The sequence below is a fragment of the Chryseobacterium sp. HNCC26DJ238 genome, assembly GCF_057180465.1.
In genome coordinates, this window is record NZ_JBXUGI010000022.1 from 1 (window position 1) to 17,785 (window position 17,785).

At 32.5% G+C, this 17,785-nt stretch carries 17 protein-coding genes, 4 tRNA genes and 1 other RNA gene; 8 read left to right on the forward strand and 14 right to left on the reverse strand.

Annotation, left to right across the window (positions count from 1 at the left end; all coding sequences use genetic code 11):
- The first annotated feature begins 98 nt into the window (after nucleotides 1-98).
- The gene (locus AC2A07_RS17725) at nucleotides 99-242 is read left to right on the forward strand and encodes a hypothetical protein (protein ID WP_484051487.1); all 144 of its coding nucleotides are present in this window, start codon (nucleotides 99-101) and stop codon (nucleotides 240-242) included.
- A 1,254-nt stretch (nucleotides 243-1,496) separates the two neighbouring features.
- Here AC2A07_RS17725 and AC2A07_RS17730 read toward each other — a convergent pair.
- From AC2A07_RS17730 to AC2A07_RS17795, 14 genes are all read right to left on the reverse strand, one after another.
- Entirely contained in the window at nucleotides 1,497-1,898 is a 402-nt protein-coding gene (locus AC2A07_RS17730) for a helix-turn-helix transcriptional regulator (RefSeq protein ID WP_314498712.1), read from the reverse strand.
- A gap of 117 nt (nucleotides 1,899-2,015) precedes the next feature.
- On the reverse strand, nucleotides 2,016-2,252 hold the full coding sequence (locus tag AC2A07_RS17735; protein ID WP_484051488.1) for a tetratricopeptide repeat protein: 237 nt from the start codon (nucleotides 2,250-2,252) through the stop codon (nucleotides 2,016-2,018).
- On the reverse strand, nucleotides 2,200-3,501 hold the full coding sequence (locus AC2A07_RS17740; RefSeq protein ID WP_484051489.1) for a serine hydrolase domain-containing protein: 1,302 nt from the start codon (nucleotides 3,499-3,501) through the stop codon (nucleotides 2,200-2,202). The genes AC2A07_RS17735 and AC2A07_RS17740 overlap by 53 nt, the downstream gene beginning before the upstream one ends.
- Nucleotides 3,502-4,219: 718 nt before the next feature.
- On the reverse strand, nucleotides 4,220-4,639 hold the full coding sequence (locus AC2A07_RS17745; protein WP_484051490.1) for a very short patch repair endonuclease: 420 nt from the start codon (nucleotides 4,637-4,639) through the stop codon (nucleotides 4,220-4,222).
- Between the two features lie 15 nt (nucleotides 4,640-4,654).
- On the reverse strand, nucleotides 4,655-5,104 hold the full coding sequence (locus AC2A07_RS17750; RefSeq protein WP_484051491.1) for a hypothetical protein: 450 nt from the start codon (nucleotides 5,102-5,104) through the stop codon (nucleotides 4,655-4,657).
- 132 nt (nucleotides 5,105-5,236) lie between these two features.
- Nucleotides 5,237-5,827, reverse strand: a complete 591-nt coding sequence (locus AC2A07_RS17755; RefSeq protein WP_484051492.1) for an HNH endonuclease — start codon at nucleotides 5,825-5,827, stop codon at nucleotides 5,237-5,239.
- The gene (locus tag AC2A07_RS17760) at nucleotides 5,827-7,518 is read right to left on the reverse strand and encodes a response regulator receiver domain (RefSeq protein ID WP_484051493.1); all 1,692 of its coding nucleotides are present in this window, start codon (nucleotides 7,516-7,518) and stop codon (nucleotides 5,827-5,829) included. Before AC2A07_RS17760 ends, AC2A07_RS17755 begins: the two co-directional genes overlap by 1 nt.
- Entirely contained in the window at nucleotides 7,511-10,417 is a 2,907-nt protein-coding gene (locus AC2A07_RS17765) for an ATP-binding protein (RefSeq protein WP_484051494.1), read from the reverse strand. The genes AC2A07_RS17760 and AC2A07_RS17765 overlap by 8 nt, the downstream gene beginning before the upstream one ends.
- Entirely contained in the window at nucleotides 10,407-11,465 is a 1,059-nt protein-coding gene (locus AC2A07_RS17770; RefSeq protein WP_484051495.1) for a DNA cytosine methyltransferase, read from the reverse strand. Before AC2A07_RS17770 ends, AC2A07_RS17765 begins: the two co-directional genes overlap by 11 nt.
- Nucleotides 11,466-11,563: 98 nt before the next feature.
- A complete protein-coding gene (locus tag AC2A07_RS17775) occupies nucleotides 11,564-13,063 on the reverse strand; it encodes a hypothetical protein (RefSeq protein WP_484051496.1) in 1,500 nt (499 codons plus the stop codon).
- A 204-nt stretch (nucleotides 13,064-13,267) separates the two neighbouring features.
- The gene (locus AC2A07_RS17780) at nucleotides 13,268-13,543 is read right to left on the reverse strand and encodes a hypothetical protein (protein ID WP_484051497.1); all 276 of its coding nucleotides are present in this window, start codon (nucleotides 13,541-13,543) and stop codon (nucleotides 13,268-13,270) included.
- A gap of 20 nt (nucleotides 13,544-13,563) precedes the next feature.
- Complete coding sequence (locus tag AC2A07_RS17785) at nucleotides 13,564-13,776, reverse strand: OB-fold protein (RefSeq protein ID WP_484051498.1); 213 nt, start codon at nucleotides 13,774-13,776, stop codon at nucleotides 13,564-13,566.
- Nucleotides 13,777-14,258: 482 nt separating this feature from the next.
- Nucleotides 14,259-14,658: a transfer-messenger RNA gene (gene ssrA, locus AC2A07_RS17790) on the reverse strand.
- A 153-nt stretch (nucleotides 14,659-14,811) separates the two neighbouring features.
- Nucleotides 14,812-15,567 (reverse strand): hypothetical protein, encoded by a 756-nt coding sequence (locus tag AC2A07_RS17795; RefSeq protein WP_484051499.1) that lies wholly within the window; start codon nucleotides 15,565-15,567, stop codon nucleotides 14,812-14,814.
- Nucleotides 15,568-15,723: 156 nt separating this feature from the next.
- Here AC2A07_RS17795 and rpsU point away from each other — a divergent pair, with 156 nt between their 5' ends.
- The 7 genes from rpsU (at nucleotide 15,724) to AC2A07_RS17830 (ending at nucleotide 17,781) form a co-directional block, all read left to right on the forward strand.
- The gene (rpsU, locus tag AC2A07_RS17800) at nucleotides 15,724-15,921 is read left to right on the forward strand and encodes a 30S ribosomal protein S21 (RefSeq protein ID WP_034702010.1); all 198 of its coding nucleotides are present in this window, start codon (nucleotides 15,724-15,726) and stop codon (nucleotides 15,919-15,921) included.
- A 79-nt stretch (nucleotides 15,922-16,000) separates the two neighbouring features.
- The gene (locus AC2A07_RS17805) at nucleotides 16,001-16,888 is read left to right on the forward strand and encodes a tyrosine-type recombinase/integrase (protein WP_484051532.1); all 888 of its coding nucleotides are present in this window, start codon (nucleotides 16,001-16,003) and stop codon (nucleotides 16,886-16,888) included.
- Nucleotides 16,885-17,175, forward strand: a complete 291-nt coding sequence (locus AC2A07_RS17810) for an HPF/RaiA family ribosome-associated protein (protein WP_314498643.1) — start codon at nucleotides 16,885-16,887, stop codon at nucleotides 17,173-17,175. The genes AC2A07_RS17805 and AC2A07_RS17810 overlap by 4 nt, the downstream gene beginning before the upstream one ends.
- Nucleotides 17,176-17,283: 108 nt before the next feature.
- Nucleotides 17,284-17,357: transfer RNA gene (locus AC2A07_RS17815), tRNA-Thr, on the forward strand.
- Between the two features lie 20 nt (nucleotides 17,358-17,377).
- Nucleotides 17,378-17,458, forward strand: a tRNA-Tyr gene (locus tag AC2A07_RS17820).
- An 86-nt stretch (nucleotides 17,459-17,544) separates the two neighbouring features.
- Nucleotides 17,545-17,617, forward strand: a tRNA-Gly gene (locus AC2A07_RS17825).
- A 90-nt stretch (nucleotides 17,618-17,707) separates the two neighbouring features.
- A tRNA-Thr gene (locus AC2A07_RS17830) sits at nucleotides 17,708-17,781 on the forward strand.
- Nucleotides 17,782-17,785: the final 4 nt, after the last annotated feature.

Here is a 17,785-nt window from a genome sequence, read left to right on the forward strand (position 1 = left end):
TTTTGCTCCTTTAATTATTCTAGATTTAACGCAAGGCAAGACAAAGTTTTTTTCTACAGCTTTATGCTTTTAAGATAAACAAAGGCGTAAACTTATCAATGAAATACAAAGATTCGTCAATTCGAGTAGGTTTTGAAAAAACCGTATCAAGAATTCCTGAACAATGGACAAATTTTGTTTTAAGTTCACTGGTTCTCGATACAAATTCTTTCAGAATTCTACTCGAACTGACGGATTTTTAAATCAGTCATATTAAAATAACAGAATCAATTTAAATAGTAAACAGACTCAACTATCAGCGCACAGTTTTTCTTTGATTTCATCGAATCTTCGATTTCCGGAGGAATCTACACCCAGAAAATCCTGGTTTATAACGAAATTTCCTAATTAAATTTTCTTAACGCAAAGTTTTATCATGCAAGCTGCTAAATTTTAAGGAGCAAAGAGTGGCGGCCAAGCCGCTGATGAAGCTGGCTTTATAAAAATCAATTTTATTGATTTCATTTCTTTGCTTTTTAATGATGCGTTATTTAAATAAAACTTTGCGTTTGAAAATATCGAATCAATTTAAATAGTGAAGTTTTTTACGCATCGTTTATCACTGATTAATTTCCGACTAATCTAGTTTTATTAAAAATTCGCTGTTGAGATTCCTCCGGAAATCGAAGATTCGATAAAATCAATGACAGAGAGGCTGTCGGAATTATTGAATGAAAATCTGTAATTTACTTTCAATATCCACAGAACAGACTCAACTCTCAGCGCACAGTTTGTCATTCCTGAGGAATCTAAACACAGAGAATCCCAGTTTATCATGAAATTGCATAATTAAATTTCTTAACGCAAAGTTTTATCATGCAAGCTGCTCAATTTTAAGGAGCAAAGAGGGGCGGCATAGCCGCTGATGAAGCTAGCTTTATAAAAATCAATTTCATTGATTTCATTTCTTTGATCCTTTAATGATGCGTTATTTAAATAAAACTTTGCGTTTGAAAATATCGAATCAATTTAAATAGTGAAGTTTTTTACGCATCGCTTATCACTGATTAATTTCCGACTAATCTAGTTTTATTAAAAATTCGCTGTTGAGATTCCTCTGGAAATCCAAGATTCGATGAAATACAAAGATTCTACGCGTCCATTCGAGTAGGTTTTTGCAGAAAACCGTATCGAGAATTCCTGAACAATGGACAAATTTTGTTTTTAAGTTCACTGGTTCTCGATACAAATTCTTTCAGAATTCTACTCGAACTGACGGATTTTTAAAATTAGCTTAACTTTCAGTCATATTAAAATAACAGAATCAATTTAAATAGTAAACAGGCTCAACTCTCAGCGCACAGTTTGTCTTTCCGGAGGAATCTAAACCCAGAGAATCCCGGTTTAGTTCATGAGGAAATTGCATATTTTTATAAACACAAAGAATTGTACCATTCAAACTTCTATAAAAAAGGTCAAAAAAAAGGCTCAACCCAAAAGATAAGCCTGCTTCTTTTTTATTTATTAATCAGCCTTTCAAGCCGGTCCATCATATCTTCTTTTTCTTTCAGCATTCTTTCGTAGAGCGCAATCTTCTGGTCGTGCAATTCGATCATTTTATCAAGGGGGTTGTAGTTGTTGACTACAAAGCCTGTAGCACTGTCACTATTTGTAAAAGTATTGGAAATAATATTCACCGCATTCTCTTCATCGAAATTCTGAAATGCTTCTGTAGGAACCTGTAGGACTTCGGAAATCCTTTTCAGCAATTGGTCGTCAATGACCTCTTTGTGTTCAAGAAGAGATACTTTTTTCTGATTCCAGTCATCGCCTAGGTCAAAAGCCAGAGCCTCCTGTTTGATTCCCAGCATTTCTCTGAAGCGTTTTACGTTTTTTCCGTGGTGTACCTTCTTTTCCATAGTGTTTATTCAATTTAAAAGCTTCAAATAAGCAATCCCGTTAAATATCTGAATGGTAAAGTTAAAAAATATCCTGTAAATATCCTTTTTTACAGAAAAAAAATATCGCATTTCATCCTATTTTTTATCCCGTAAATAATCAGTTGCGTTGGTGTTGTTGGGGTTCAGTTGCAGCGATTTTTTATAATTGATGATGGCTTCTTTTCGGTTTCCCAGCATTTCAAGGAGTTCTCCGTAGCTGTCATAGACATTGGCGCTGTCAGGAAATAAAAAGGTGTTGAATTTAAAGATCTGTAGCGCTTCATTCTTTTTTTTCGAGTCCGGAAAGCAGATAGCCCCATGAATTGATTTCATCTTCCGCCAGGGTGAAATTTTTATTGTCTTTTTTCAGCTTTTTATAAATGCTTTCGACATTTTGAAAATTACTTTTGATGAGCTGCTGACGGAACAATTTTAGATTTTTGCTCAGTCCGAAACCATTTTTCACTTTCATATCCGGGATATAGAATCCTGCAATTTCATCAATGAACCATTCCGGGTTGGAACCCTGAAGGTTCGTTAAAACGATAATGGACAAATCATTATGAGGATAGACAAAGAGTGCGGACCGCATACCACCCACCGGCGCGGCAGCAGGATGCTCATCCCGGGTTACGGTCGGCCAGCCTAATGCATAGCCATTGGTCAGTGGATTGAATCCGCCGATCTTTCCATCGTTCAGCACTATCGGTGACAACATTTGGTCAAGACTTGCCTGGTTTTTCAGCAATTTTCCGCTCTGCAGGGCAATGAGCCATTTGCTCAGGTCTTCAGCAGTGGAAATGATCCCTGTAGCAGTTCTGAAGAATACTGGGAAGGTCGCAAAAGAATTGTGAAGGTTTCCGTCTTTGATCCATTTTCCGTTATCATTAAATATCGTTGAGTAAGAATTTGAATTGTGGGGGATAATATCATTGGAGTCTCCGAATTGGGTAGAGGTCATGCTGCAGGGTTTGAACTGACGATCTTCAATGAATTGCGTAAAATGCTGACCGCTCACTTTAAGAATGATTCTCCCCAAAATATAATATCCCGTTTGGTTATAGCTGAACTTATCACCTGGTTTGAATTCCACAGGAAGTTTTTTGACCGTTTCCCAATTCATATCTTCGGTACCGTCACCAAGCACCTGTTCTTTCTCATCGATATTATTGGGAAGCCCGGACGTGTTGCTGAGCAGCTGTTCGATCCTGATTGCTTTCCATTCATTGGGGATATCATCAATGTAAAGGGATATCGGGTCTTTCACATTTAATTTTCCCTGTTCCTGTAACTGCATCATTGCGACTCCGACAAAGGCTTTCGTCATCGAGTTGATCGAAAAAGTTGTTTCTGAATCCGTTGCCACCTGATGTTCTAAACTCGCAAAGCCATACTTCCCGGATTTCTCTAATTTTCCCTTTCTCACAACCGCCAGTTGAAGTCCGGGAATATTCAGCTGGGTCATCTTTTCTTTAATAAAGTGATCAATGCTGTCGGAAGTGGTTTGTGCTGACCATAGCTGTGATAATGTTAAGGTTAACAGAAGTAAGGCTGTCTGGATGTTATTAAGAGATCGTTGCATTGGTTTATGGTTGGGTGTTATAGTTAAGACAGCTGGGTGGGGGAGTTTGTTACATGGGAAGGGGATTTAAAATTTTTTTGATGATGGATTTTGTGGGGAGGTCTGTTAAATTTAAAAACTATATTTTTAAATGTTCCAGTTTTTAGGGAAGATTAAAAAATGGGATAAACTAAAAAATAAGGATGATCGTGATTTTAGAAATTTCAAACTTAAAACGATAGGAAATTTAGCCATTATCATTCAGAGTTTAAATGCATCAATTCGGGAACCACAATTGACTCTTTAAAAGGAAAAGGAATTTAAAAAACAAAGGATTAATACATTATTCAGGTGGTGTCGAAACTTTAGCGCCGTATTTATAAATTGATGTATAGAATGAGAAAAGAATTCAAGAAAGGTGTGACAATCTGTTTGAACTAGGTAAAAAAATATGGTTTTTTATAATAAAAAAGATTTGTCACCAAAGTTGTTACCACCAAAGTGATATTTAAAGATACTCAAATAAATTAAAATGAGAAGAAAAACCCTTTACATCAATGATGTAAAGAGTTTTTAGTTGACAAAAGGTTTCATAACCTTTCATCTCGGTGGAGTTGGACGGATTAGTATTTGTGTAGTTGTTTGTTTGTAAGTTTTTGTGTATTTTTTTTAAGTCGTTTTTAATTAAAAGGGACGTTTTTGGGGGTGTTTTTATTGACGGCATACTAATTTTAGTTTACTAAATATTACTTCGAATATCCATTACTAAGTTTGTAAGAGTTTCTTCTTTATCTTTACCTAAAGTACATCCCCAAATTAATATAACATTCCATCCTAGATTTTTTAGCTCTTCTATATTCCTAAGATCTCTGGCGATATTTTGATTTATTTTTTCTTCCCAAAATTCTTTTCTTGTTTCAGGCAATTTAGATTTTTTACATTTACTATGTCCATGCCAAAAACATCCGTGAATAAAAATAATAGTTTTGTATTTTGGTAAAACTATATCAGGTTTGCCTGGAAGTTTTTTATCATTTTTTCTGAATCTAAATCCATGAGCGAATAAAAACTTCCGTACCAAAATTTCTGGTTTGGTTTCTTTTCCTGAAATTTTTGACATAATTTCAGATCGTTTTTCAGATGAAAAAATGTCAGACATTATCCCTTTTCTCTATTAATTTTGTTGAATGTACTCTGTATAAATTTCAATAAATTCTGGGCAATGAGGATTATGTTTTCCACATTCTATATCATCTATATATTGATAAACGTCATCCCAATAATTATATTCTTGGTTGGTTTCCTCATTACTATTTTCATATAGATAAGATAATTCTAATAATAATTCAGCTAATTGATTCAAGTTCTTCGTAGTTACCTCAAATAACACGCTGTCATGATCATTTGGGTAAACTACTTCATAGTTTATATGATCTGATGACTGATTTAATCTATGACCGACGTAAGCTAATCTTGCATAATCATCGGCGATATCTTCATTTGTACTTGAATAGAGTACAGTACATTTGGGAAAATAAATTTCAAACGGTTGCTCTTGCTCATTCAACAGTAAATTAATTATATCTTCAAGTTTATTGCTGTTAATGTTTTGAATTTCTATCATGTTTATTTAGAATTAGTTTTAAATTATCAATTTTTAATACATCTGACTTTCTATGAATGATAGCATGGCAGTTTGGACATATTGGAATCAAATCTTTAATAGGATTAATTTCATGTGTTTCTTCAATTTCAGTCAAGGAACAATATGATGAACGTGAATAAAATCCTTCCCAAATTCTCCATAAGTTATATGAAAGTCAAAATCACAAATCTGACATTTATAACCATAGTAGTTGATACATATTCTTCTAGCAAGAGGATTTCGTTCATATTTGTTTAAAGTAACTTGATGCCTTGCTCCTTCATGCAATTTTGTTTGTGTATTTAAATTATAGAAATTAGTATCAAAAGTCCAAACTATTTTAACTGGAATCGTATCAAAAAATTCATGACAGGTTACTACACCTTCATATGTAAATGGTAGTGAATTGTCTGTTCTGGTAAAAAGATGAATATTATAAAGGTAGTTATTTTCTGTCATCTTGTGAATAAATGGCTGATTTATATTAGAATTTGTTTTTGCCTCCCAATGAAATAAATCTCCTTCCCAGAAATTATTGTAGTTACTTCCTGTTCTTCCGGGAATACCAACATTTGCGAAAATATATATACTGTCCCTATATTCCCGATATCCGGTATCCCATGCTCCTTTTTGTTGCTCTATAGGAACAGATAATATTATATAAATATCTTTATTTGTATATGTTTTATCTAATTCAAACATTACTTAATTTTTACGAAATCAACTCCAACTCTTGCAGGATGTCCAAAAGCATGGTTGGCAATACGCTGAGTATAATCATTTCTTAATGTAGTAATATAGGTTAAATTAAAGCGATTAATATCTTGATTAATTTCTTCTTTAGTATACTTATTGGAAAGATCCCAAATTGTTATTTTTTTATCTATTAACTTATTATTTTCCACATTAAAAACTTGTGGTTTAATATAGAAAGGTTTGTATAGAAACTGTTTATATCCTTCGATTTCATTTGTTAATTTACGAACCCTATAAGATTCCATAGATTCTCCGTTTTTTTGCTTGTCAATTTCAGCAAAGGTTGCACTTTCCATATTCCCCCAATTAACTGCTGTATTATTAGGCAAAAAGTTAATAAATGATGTATCTCCAAGCTTAAGAGCTAAATCTTTATTTTTTAGAACTTTTCCTATTACAAAATAAAAATTTCCTTGAATTTTATTAGGGTTGTAGCAATCACATAAAGCTGTTACACACAAATAATAAAGACCATTTTCATCAATAAATACATCCCCGAAATTTAAATTTGGTATACTATCTTGATCTAAACCATTTACAATCGCAGAATTATAAAATACATTTAGCTGAAATAAATCGTCAGTAGTTGGAACTTTATTTTGTAGTTCTTGACTTTTAAAATCTAAGAACTCTGGATTTAGAAGCTCTAGTTTTGCAGTCCTTAATTTTAATGTTGCTTGCTCAATTAGCAACCTTTTAATAATAGTTCCAAATGTTTTGTCGTCATTTAAATGGTTCCTAAATTGAAAAAGGGCTTCTGTCGAGGACTTTAATATATTTTCATCTATAAATCGTTCATTTGAATTAAAAACAGATTGCATTTCTAATCCTAGCAATTGAAAGAAACTGCTTTTATTTTTTACAATCTCATCTGATATTCTTTTTATCAAATGTTTATAATCTGAGTCATCTTTTTCTTTTTTTATTGTAAGTACAAAGGTGTTGTTAATAATAAAAGAATCTTCTCCAGAATAAATAACTTCATAATTGAAGTTTGATTCCTTTTGAAAAAAATAATTATCCTTATCAATAGAGATATGAATTAACTCAAGTATTATCTTTTTGGGTTTCTCCCTAAATCTAGCAACTGGAAATTGATCTATAATTATTAAATTATCGTTAAAAAAAGAATCAATATCATTTTTAGGGTTACTATAAAATTTATCAATTTCATCTATTGTTAAATGGGAATATTCATTCTTTATACTCTCAATTTCTTCTTCTTGCAAACCAGAAAAATATGCAGATAAGTAGAGAGGTATCTTATTAAAATTTGTTGATCTTGAATATATGCAGCAAAAGTTAATATTGGGCTCTCTGATTGATTTAGAAAGTAATTCAAGTGAATATTGTTGTCCATCATTGTCATCAAGCTCCCAATCTAATAGTATTAAATCTTTTCCCGAAAACAAATAATTTATTAACGAAGTGTCTTTTAAATGCTCTTTCTCAAATTTATGAACAATTAAACTTTTCCCATTTTCTTTGAAAGTTTTAAACAAATCGCCGGATAATTTTTCTTCAACAATATTAGTATTAATTGGAGTTCCTGAATAAAAATCTTTGGCTTTCTCATCAATAAAAACAGCAGAATTAATTGATGAATTTAATATATCAAATGCTTTTTGATTATACATCTTCTATGGTTATTGGATTAATAACGAAGCATGCTCCGTTTAAAGTATTAAGTTTTTTATCGTTGGTGGCAGAAATCTGTAATCCTGCTTCATTTAGACTTTGTTTTGATAAATATAGTCCGATACCCCTTCCATTTGGACGTTGAGAATAAAATAATTCAAAAATTTTGTCTAATCTGTAATCAGGTATTTTTTCTCCTGAATTTGCTATTATAATTTTCTCTGTATCTATTAGATAGTCCAGTTTAATTATGCGCTGTTCTTTATTGCGCATCCAATAAATGGCATTATTAATAATATTAATAAATACAGTATGGATTACAGGCTCCTTAATAGTAATAGAATGATTCTTAAAATCTTCTGATACTTCAAATTCTATATTATATTCTTTAATCTGATTTTCAAAAAATTCAAGTAAATAATTGTAAATTTTTTCTCCTGAAATATCTTTAATTAATGCGCCAGAAATCCTATATAAAGGAGAAAGTAATGCATATTTATCCTCCAATTGCTTAAAATTCTTTTCTAAAAATCCAAACTCTTTAATTGAATTGACCACTTTATTTCCACTTAATTCCTCTAACTGACCATTTATTTTTGCATATAATTGGTTAAATTCATGATCAATAATTTCAACTGCAATTCCTAATTGGGCTGTATCTCTGGTTTGCTCCCATTGATATTTCATTTGATCATATTGAGCTTTATAAGCTCCTTGGATCTGTTCTTCATCAATGTCGAAAGTCAAACGTTTTATGTGTTCAACTAAAGGGAATAATGTTTTTTCTGCTTCCTCTATGATTTTATTGTATTGACTTTCAATTTCTTCTGTAAATTGATTTACCTGTTGTTTGGATACTAAATTGGCAATTATTCTATCTTTATTTTCCGACAGAGAGTTTACTAATCTTTTTGTTCTTTCTCTATAATCTTTAATTAGTGCAGAGGATTTTTCATCAAGTTGTTGCCTATAATCGTTAAGTGATTTTTCAAGAGAAGCAATATATCTATTATATTTTTTTGTAAAATCTAACTTTAAATCTCGAATTTCTAATTTATCCTGTGCTTTTTTATTTAATTCTTCTCTTCTAGGTATAACTTGTTCTCTATATGTGTTTAGGCGAGTTTCAAATTTATATAGTCGTTCTTTTTGTGTTTCGGTAGGTTTGTACCTTTTGGGTGTTTTAGGAATTAAACCTTTAAATTCTAAATCCAATTTTTGAAGATTATCTAAAATATCTTCCACCTCCGAATATGTAACATTAATATTATTCAGTTTTTCATCTAGAGAGATTAGGAGGTTTTCATATTTAGTTTGATATTCATCTAATTTTTTTGGATATTCATTTAATAATTTAGTAAATGCAATCTTTTCAGCTTTTTCTCTAGCTTTATCAGCTTTTAACGCTTCCTTTTCGTCCTTTATTTCTTTTTGCTTATCTCTAAATAATGAGAATTTTGGATCTGTTTGAAAGTAATCTTTGGCTAGGCTTATAAAAAAACCTATTGCGTCATTTGTAAATGCTCTATATTGAGCGTTATTAATCAACCCTTCTCTACTTGATTTATCTTGTAAACTAGGATTTGTTTCTCTTTTTAAATCTAAATAACCAAACATTCTTCTGTAAGAAAAATAGTAGTCCCCTGCTCTTAAATTTCGTCTTTTATCAAAATTTAAAAAATCTACATTTTCTCTTCCGTAAGGCAATACTCTAAAGTCATCTCTATAGATATAGAGTCCACCATAATTTTTGACTTTATCTCCAATTTTATCAAATGATAATTGATCTTGCATTGACTCATTTCTGTTTCCTTGCGAGTAACCTAGCTCAATTGGGATTTTACCATAAATAGATCGAGTGTCTTTTTTTCTTGGGTTAGTATATGTATAATCAATTTCTTCATCATATATCCTAATCTTCCCACTAAAACTGCCTTTTCCATCAAACTCTCCTTTGATGTAAACATCCGCTAAACTAAAGTCAGACTTACTGAAGAATACACCTTGTGATGTAAGCAAATTGTATGTTTCCGAATTTTTATGAATATTAAATGCCGTTCCAATTTTTATTACAGTATCCTTAAACGGATTTGTAAAACCTGTTAAGCTTGAAATAATAAATTTTCGGTCATCCAAATCATCATCTTCTTCTTTTTCTGAAAGTGCTAAAATTTGGTCAATTGGGTTAAATGTTATAAACATTGTTCCATGCGCATCACTCAATTCGAAAAATGAAGAAATTCTATTTAGAAGGGCATTTTCTAGCAAAGAATTTTCTGTTTCTAAAACAATTTCAAATTTTAGTTCTCTTTGTTTTCCTTCCCAAATTGGTTTATTATCTAAATCTGTTTCCCTATCAAAATTCTTTAGGAACATTTTCTTTAGCTCAGAGAAATCAATAATCAGTGATTCTATTTTTTCTACAGATTTAATTGGAATAATAATATCATCCAGAAATAAATTATAATTCTCTAATAGTCTCCAATCAAAATATACTGCTTGTAATGGAAAGCCGATTTTCTTAGTGAGCATTAACATTGGGTTACCTAAATAAGCTACTGATAAACGCCCGATACCTTTTTCTCCGGCCTTAATACGTGGTTTTTTCCATAATGTATCTTCAGATTCTACATCTACTTCAGCTCTCGATTTTGAATCTGTCCCAAGTACTAACCACTTGTCTAAAATATCAGTTCCAGACATCCCTTTCCCATCGTCTGAAATTACAAAATAAGATTTTGAAAGCCCATTGTATCCCTCTTTATACAAATCGACGATTAAATTATCGGCATATGCATCATAGCCATTTTTCCATAACTCGGTAATGGCGGTAGGTAAATCAGCGATTTGTCCTTTACCCAATAAATCTACAGCTCTGGCTTTTGTTCTAAACTGCATTAGTATGATTTTGAATTATTGCTTGACCAATTGAGAAAGCATATTTTGGTGGTACTGCATTACCGATCATTCTTGCTATACGGGCTACGCTAGTACCTATAAATTTATATTCTTTAGGGAATGATTGTAAGACAGCTCCTTCACGTAAGGAAATAGCGCGATCTTCTTCCGGATGTACGAATCTGCCATTAGACATACTGTAGAATTTTGTTGTTATAGTTGGTGATGGACGATCCCACCACATACGCCCATAAATATCTCTGAAGCCATCAAGTTTACCATAATGACAAGCTGGTGCTAGCTCTTTATCAAATACATAATTCAGTCTATCTCCTCCATTTTTAGGTGTGAGTTCTAGTCTTTTTAAGTTTATTTCTTCTAGTCGTGCAACAGTATGTAAAAAATCAGATTTATCTTTATTTCCATGTGGTACTTTAGGAAAACCATTATGTACACCAAGCACATCTCTAACGGTAATCTTTTTATTTGTTGAAGCTATTGGAGTTATTTCATATTTCGTTATTCTATTTGCAATTAGAGTGAATCGTTTTCGATATTGAGGAACTCCATATTCACTTACTTCATGTACATTAAAATGAACTTTGTAGTTATTTCCTTCTAGCCATTTTATAAAACTACCTAAACCACTTGACCGTTTTTTTCTGAGAACTCCAGGTACATTTTCCACTACTACATAACCTGGATTAAAATATTCCACAAAACGTCTGAATTCTTTTAATAAGTCTTTAGACTGTTTAGATTTTTTCTTATCCGTATTAATTATACTCCAAAATTGACAAGGGCTGCAGCCGATTAAAACAAGTTCATCATCATTTTTTTTTAATGATAATTGTTCTTCTAGATATTCTTCATGTAAACCAAAAACATCAGCATGAATAAATTCCGCCCCTTTTATATTAGATTTATATGTTTCTTTACAAGTATTATCAATGTCTATTCCTGCAAGAATTTGTATGCCAGCCTCTTGCATTCCATAACTCATACCGCCTCCCGAACAAAAGAAATCTACTGCTTTTAATTTATGCATTTTCAATAAATTAGTTTAACTCGTAAATATAATTGATTTTTTGAGGGATTCAAATTTTTTAAAAAAAATTAACATTGCAAAAAAATATTACGGATCTATTAATCATTGACATTAAGGTATTTAAATTCAATGTTTAAAATATTTTTTAAATATTCTATAAATTTCAATTCGTTATTATCAGGCATACCTACTCCCACGATGTATAAATAAGTTTTTTTATTCACTTTTGAATTGTTAAACGAATAGTCAATCAGTTGACCTATGCCATCACGAATGCAAGAATATACTGAATTATATGGTTTTACTTCATATATGTGGATTTCATAAGTGTTTTCCCTTTTTATATCTATATTTTTATGCTCAGTTCTGACAGAGTCAGTTGGATATATTTTTTTTAATTTTTTCGCGAAATCAATTTGAACTTTATTATGTACTCTGGTGACAATTTGAGAAGATGAAGTGTTTCTAATATAATCACTAATTTCTTTATCATTTATTCTATCTTCTTCTAAATATTCATCCTCTTCATCATCTAAAAATATTTCTTCCTCACTATCATTTTCAGTAAAATTATTTTCTAATACATAAGCCCCAAAAATTTTTTCAAAATGATTATCCCTTTCATAAGGAGTAATTTTATGAATGGTTTGTGCATAGGTCAAACCTGTATCAATCCATAAGTTTTTCTCTAAAAATCTAACTTTTATTGTATGCCCCAAATCATCATCATCAAAATTATATTCTAATTTTTCAATAACCTCTGCGTAAGCGATAATTGTTAGATTTCCAAATCTACCGTGGGATTTAACAGCTATCAAATCACCAGGTTTTATATTTAAAAAATAATTTAATGTTCTTTTTGCTGTCTGATATTTTCCGGATTTATCAATAATATTTTCGTCAATCCAGTTATTAATGATGTTATGTTCCTTGCCAAGTAGATCATTAAAGTTTATGCCCCATAAGAAGCCAGTACATATAACTTCTTTATCATACATTAGCTCTGAAACGTCAACCACATCATTCTCATCTTCATCTGCGTACTTAGAACCAATTAAATAATAACTTCTGGATAAGTTAGTAGTTGCAGTTTGATACATTCGTCCGGAAAATGCAAAAATATCCTCATCATTTGGTTTTTGTGAAACTATAAAACTGTGAATATTCGAAAGTTTATCTTTTTTATAATATTCATAATCTAAACTTTTGGCAATATTCCTAATAATCTCTTTTTTATAAATCGGCATTAAATTATATTCCGAATATATAAAGGCTATTTTCCAACGAATAAGACTATCTAAATCGATATTGTCAATTTCATGAAATTGTCTAGATTTACAATGCTTGATAATTTCAATTATTATTCTTTTAACAGTGTCAAATGCTTCTTTTGAATTATTTCCATATTTTTTATACCATGCATAATCGTCATCATAAAGGAAATTTTTAGAAGTTATAGGATCGTTTGATTTTCTTTTCCATATACCAAATTTATTAGAAGGTTTGCCTCCAATTCTTCCTAAAATTTCAGTTTCAAACTCTAACCAATAGCAAAAGGTATTTTGGCTTCCAACATTTGTGTAGTCTTCTAGTTTCATAGTTTGAATTCTATCCAAAGACCAAAAATTGAGGAATTCTTGTAGCTTTTTATGTTGGGAATTTTGACTTTCGCTTAATATTCCATGCATTTTTTTTGATATTTTTTTATTTTTAATATACAAAAATTTAGATTCTGTTAAATGCGAATTAAAAATTATTTTTTCTATTTTAATTACGGGAAACCGTGCAAGATTAAATTGTATTTAATTACTTTCAAAAAATAATTCCAAAATCTTTGTAAAAACCAAATCAACTGTTTTATAATCTAAAAACTGTTGTATTTTGATCCAGTCTTCCGGAATGACTTTGAAACCTTTTTTTTCTGTAATGATAATTTGAGTTTCTATTATTTTTGCTAAAAAAATAATTTTAAATTTCTCCAATTCTTTATTATATAGCATAGCTTGTGAAATATCGTGAATTAGATATTTAAAAACTCCATTATCCGCTGTCAGTGTAATTTTAGATATCTTTTTCATTCCTATTTGTGATTAATAAGTTATCGTTCCCACAATTTACAATCCTGAATAACCACATCAGTCAATGTAAGTCCTGCACATTCCCCAACAATGGTAACTTTTTGACCTTTACTGATCTGGGAAATGATTTTATTATTTTTATCCGAGAAATAACAGTTGACAGACTGGAAATAATCTACTTTCAAGGAATATCTAGAATATCTTTCCCAATATTGAATACCTGTAATCACCATCTTTTTGCTTTGTATTGCTCGTCCGCAGAAACTTCATTGGCTTCATAAGTTCTGTAAAGTTCCGGTACAGTAACTTCGATATCTACTTTAGGAATATATTGACTTTCTGGATTAACCTGTTTTTATATAATCTACATAATCTTATTTTGTTGTCATAAGGATAATAACAACCTGAATCAATCCATGAATCAACGAAAAAATAATCCCTGGAACTTTTGCAAAAATTTTTCCTGTCTTATTGTCATATCGGAAATGTAGAATTACTGAAGTTTTTTGAGAATTTGTTTCTTTTAATATGAAACTTACATGTATCATTTTACAATCATCATAGTTATCTCTATAAAGATAATAGAAAGGGGTGGGAGGGGGGCGGATATTTTACGTTTAGTTAATTTTATTTGATTTTAATTAATGCGGATTTGCGTGTAATTGGTTGGATATGACGATAAAAAAGGACACCTAAAGGTGTCCGGAATTAAAGTTTGTGGAGTTGGAGGGATTCGAACCCTCGTCCAAACAAGCAATACATAAGATTTCTACATGCTTATTTTACTGTTGATTTTCGACCGGAGGCAGAGAGCAAACACCCAACTTCCGGCTTATCTTCTGAGGTTTTCGAGTTTTAGCCAAAGCGTCTAAAACCTTATTCCTGCATTACTATATCTCAGGATCAAACGCCGCAGAACAGAGCATTTGTGAGACATCCTGCTTCCTTACTATCTTCGGGAAAACGCTTGAAATCTTACTTTATTCGGATTAAGCTGCAAGAGCGAACTCTTCGTTGCCAGTTAAAAGTTTGTAGCAAGGGATTAAAGAGATCGCACTACGGTTCTCTGCATGCTTACTTACCCATTGATCTTGCTGTCGAAACCAGTCAACCCCATGTGTTAGTAAAGGCAAAGATACAGATTTTTGTTCAAATACGTTCATCCGGAAATCCTAATTATTGAGAACTGCCTGGAAAATCATGTAATGACAGTATCTGAATAATTATCCGGCACTGTCATTACATCGGTTCTGTATCAATCAGAAAATTTAATACTGTTCGAATGCAAGCACATACATTTCCTGCTCTGCGCCTGCGCCGTTTCCGTAATTATTAAAGCCGTAGAAGTTTCCGGCCAGCAGGTCATTGCTTCCCGGAACGACTCCGTCCTTTGTGGAAATTTGATACTGATATCCCCATGAATTATTCCATACACCGTTGGACAGCGCTCTTGACCATGTATTCCAATTATCTGGAGTAAAAGTGACAGATTGTTTTCCTCCGCCCGTGTTGTTTCCAAACCAGTGTTCGTTGGCGTAATAGGTGACATCTGCAGAAGGTGCTGACAATAACCGGACTTCAAGATAAGTAGATCCGGCTGTGGTAGCGAATCTGAACTCCATATTCATGGATGGGACGTGAAGGGTAGGCTTGTCGTATCCGTTTACGGCAAGATTTCTTCCCCTGTATTTTGTTTTCGTCAGGACAGAACCTTCAGTTTCTGAAACCACATTCAGGATTTCCCATTTTGTCCCGTCATTAAGATAAAGCCCTTCTGATAAACCGTTTTGGATGGCTGTATTATAGACAACCATTCCTGCAACGTGCTGGTTTAACGGGGAGGCCTGTGAAGTGGAGGTCAGTGCAAGTCTTGGAGGCAGGAATCCTTTGTTGGAAGATGTGATGTCCAGGACAGCATCCTGATTAGGTGTGGTTGTATTGATCCCAACCTGTGCAATTCCAAGTTGGCAAATAAATAGTAATACAATAAAGCTCAATACTTTTTTTAAAAGATAATTTTTCATAAGTTGTGTGGTTTAGATGATATTTTAAAGTTAACTATTCAAATTTAGGAAAAATGGATGTATTAATAGCCTGAAGCTTATTTGAAAATTTTGAAAAATAATTTGGCTACTCCGAAATAAAGTTCTATTTTTGCAATCCAAAATGAGATGTAAATTATGTTAATAATACCTGTAAAAGATGGTGAATCCATCGATAGAGCACTGAAAAAATACAAAAGAAAATTTGATAAAACTGGTACAGTTCGTCAGTTAAGATCGAGACAAGCTTTTATCAAGCCTTCTGTAACTCTTAGACAAGCAAGATTAAAAGCTGCTTATAAGCAAAGAGGATTAAGCAAGGAAGAACAGGCTTAAGAAATTTTCTTAAACACATACTCCGTCACTTCTTAAATAGTTATATTTGAGAAGTGATTTTTTGTTTTATATATATGCCATGCGGGAGAAGTTTTTAGACTATCTACAACTTGAAAAGAGGTATTCGCCTCACACCATTACGAGCTACCGGAAGGATCTTGATGATTTCTATGCTTTTTATCTGAAAACAGAAGGATCTGAAAATATTATAAAAGCCGATAAAAAAACAATCAGGAATTTTATCGTTGATCTCAGTGAGCGTGATATTTCCAAAAGAAGCATCAACCGAAAATTATCTTCCCTGCGAAGTTTCTACCTGTTCCTTCTCAAAATCCGTGAAATCGAAGTTTCTCCGGTCGATGCCGTCAGCTCGCTGAAATTTTATGCAGAAAAACAGATTCCCATGTCAGAGGAAGAAATGGGAACGCTTCAGGATACGATTTTGAACCATTCAGACGATATTCTTGAAAAATGCATCATTGAGGTTCTGTACCAGACCGGGATCAGGAAGGCAGAGCTTTGTGGCTTAATATTTGAAAGTGTAAATCTGGAAGGTGAGCAGCTGAAGATTTTGGGTAAGGGAAATAAAGAACGTTACATTCCGATTTCATCTGACTTGGCAAAATTATTGATGCTTTATAAAGAAATCAGAAAACCTCAGGAAGGCTTTCATCAGTATTTTTTTGTCAACAGAAAGGGAAAAAAACTGACCGAAAAATTTGTTTATGTAACCGTTAATAAGTACCTTAGTCTTGTTACTTCAAAGCAAAAGAAAAGTCCGCATATCCTGAGACACAGCTTTGCAACGCATGTTTTGGATAACGGGGCAGAGATATCAAAAGTAAAAGAAATTTTAGGGCATTCCAGTCTCGCAAGTACGCAGGTGTATACGAATGCCAATATAGAACAGTTGAAAAAAGTGTTTAATCAGGCTCATCCAAGAGCTGTTAAAAAAGAAGAATTATGAAGATTTCAGTACAAGCAATCGGCTTAACTCCGCACGAACCGTTAGAGTCACATGTTGACAAAAAAGTAAGCAAGCTTAACACCTTTTACGATAAGCTTCAGGAATGCAAAGTGTTTTTGAAAGTGGAAAACAATTCTGATAGAGCCAACAAAACTACGGAACTCATTTTGGTTGTTCCCGGTGAAGATATTGTCGTAAAAAAGACAGGTACAAGTTTTGAAGAAAGTTTAGACCAGTGCGTTGATGCGGCTAAGAAACTGTTAATCAAGAAAAAAGAATTGGCTTAGAAAATAAATTAAAAAAAGTTTCTAAAAAAGTTTGAGATTTCAAAAAATCTGTTCTATATTTGCACTCGCAAAAAGGAACAATCGTTTTTTGAAATCTTTTTAATTTTTGCCTCCGTAGCTCAGCTGGCTAGAGCAGCTGATTTGTAATCAGCAGGTCGTGGGTTCGAGTCCCTCTGGAGGCTCAATTTAATATAAAACATCTGGGGAGATTCCAGAGTGGCTAAATGGGACTGACTGTAACTCAGTTGCTTCGGCTTCGCAGGTTCGAATCCTGCTCTCCCCACATTTTATATTAAAAAAAATGTTGCAGGTTTAAAAGGTTTTTCCTAAGTTTGCACAGCGTTTACCAATGGTTTTGGAAACAAAATTGCGGAAGTAGCTCAGTTGGTAGAGCGTCAGCCTTCCAAGCTGAATGTCGCGAGTTCGACCCTCGTCTTCCGCTCAATTTCACACCTTCAGGCGTGATTTTTTTTAACTGCTGATGCAGCACAGAGTAGAGTTTCTCTGATAGCTTTCAGTTTTTATGTAAATTGCCTCCATAGCTCAGTTGGCTAGAGCAGCTGATTTGTAATCAGCAGGTCGTGGGTTCGAGTCCCTCTGGAGGCTCAAT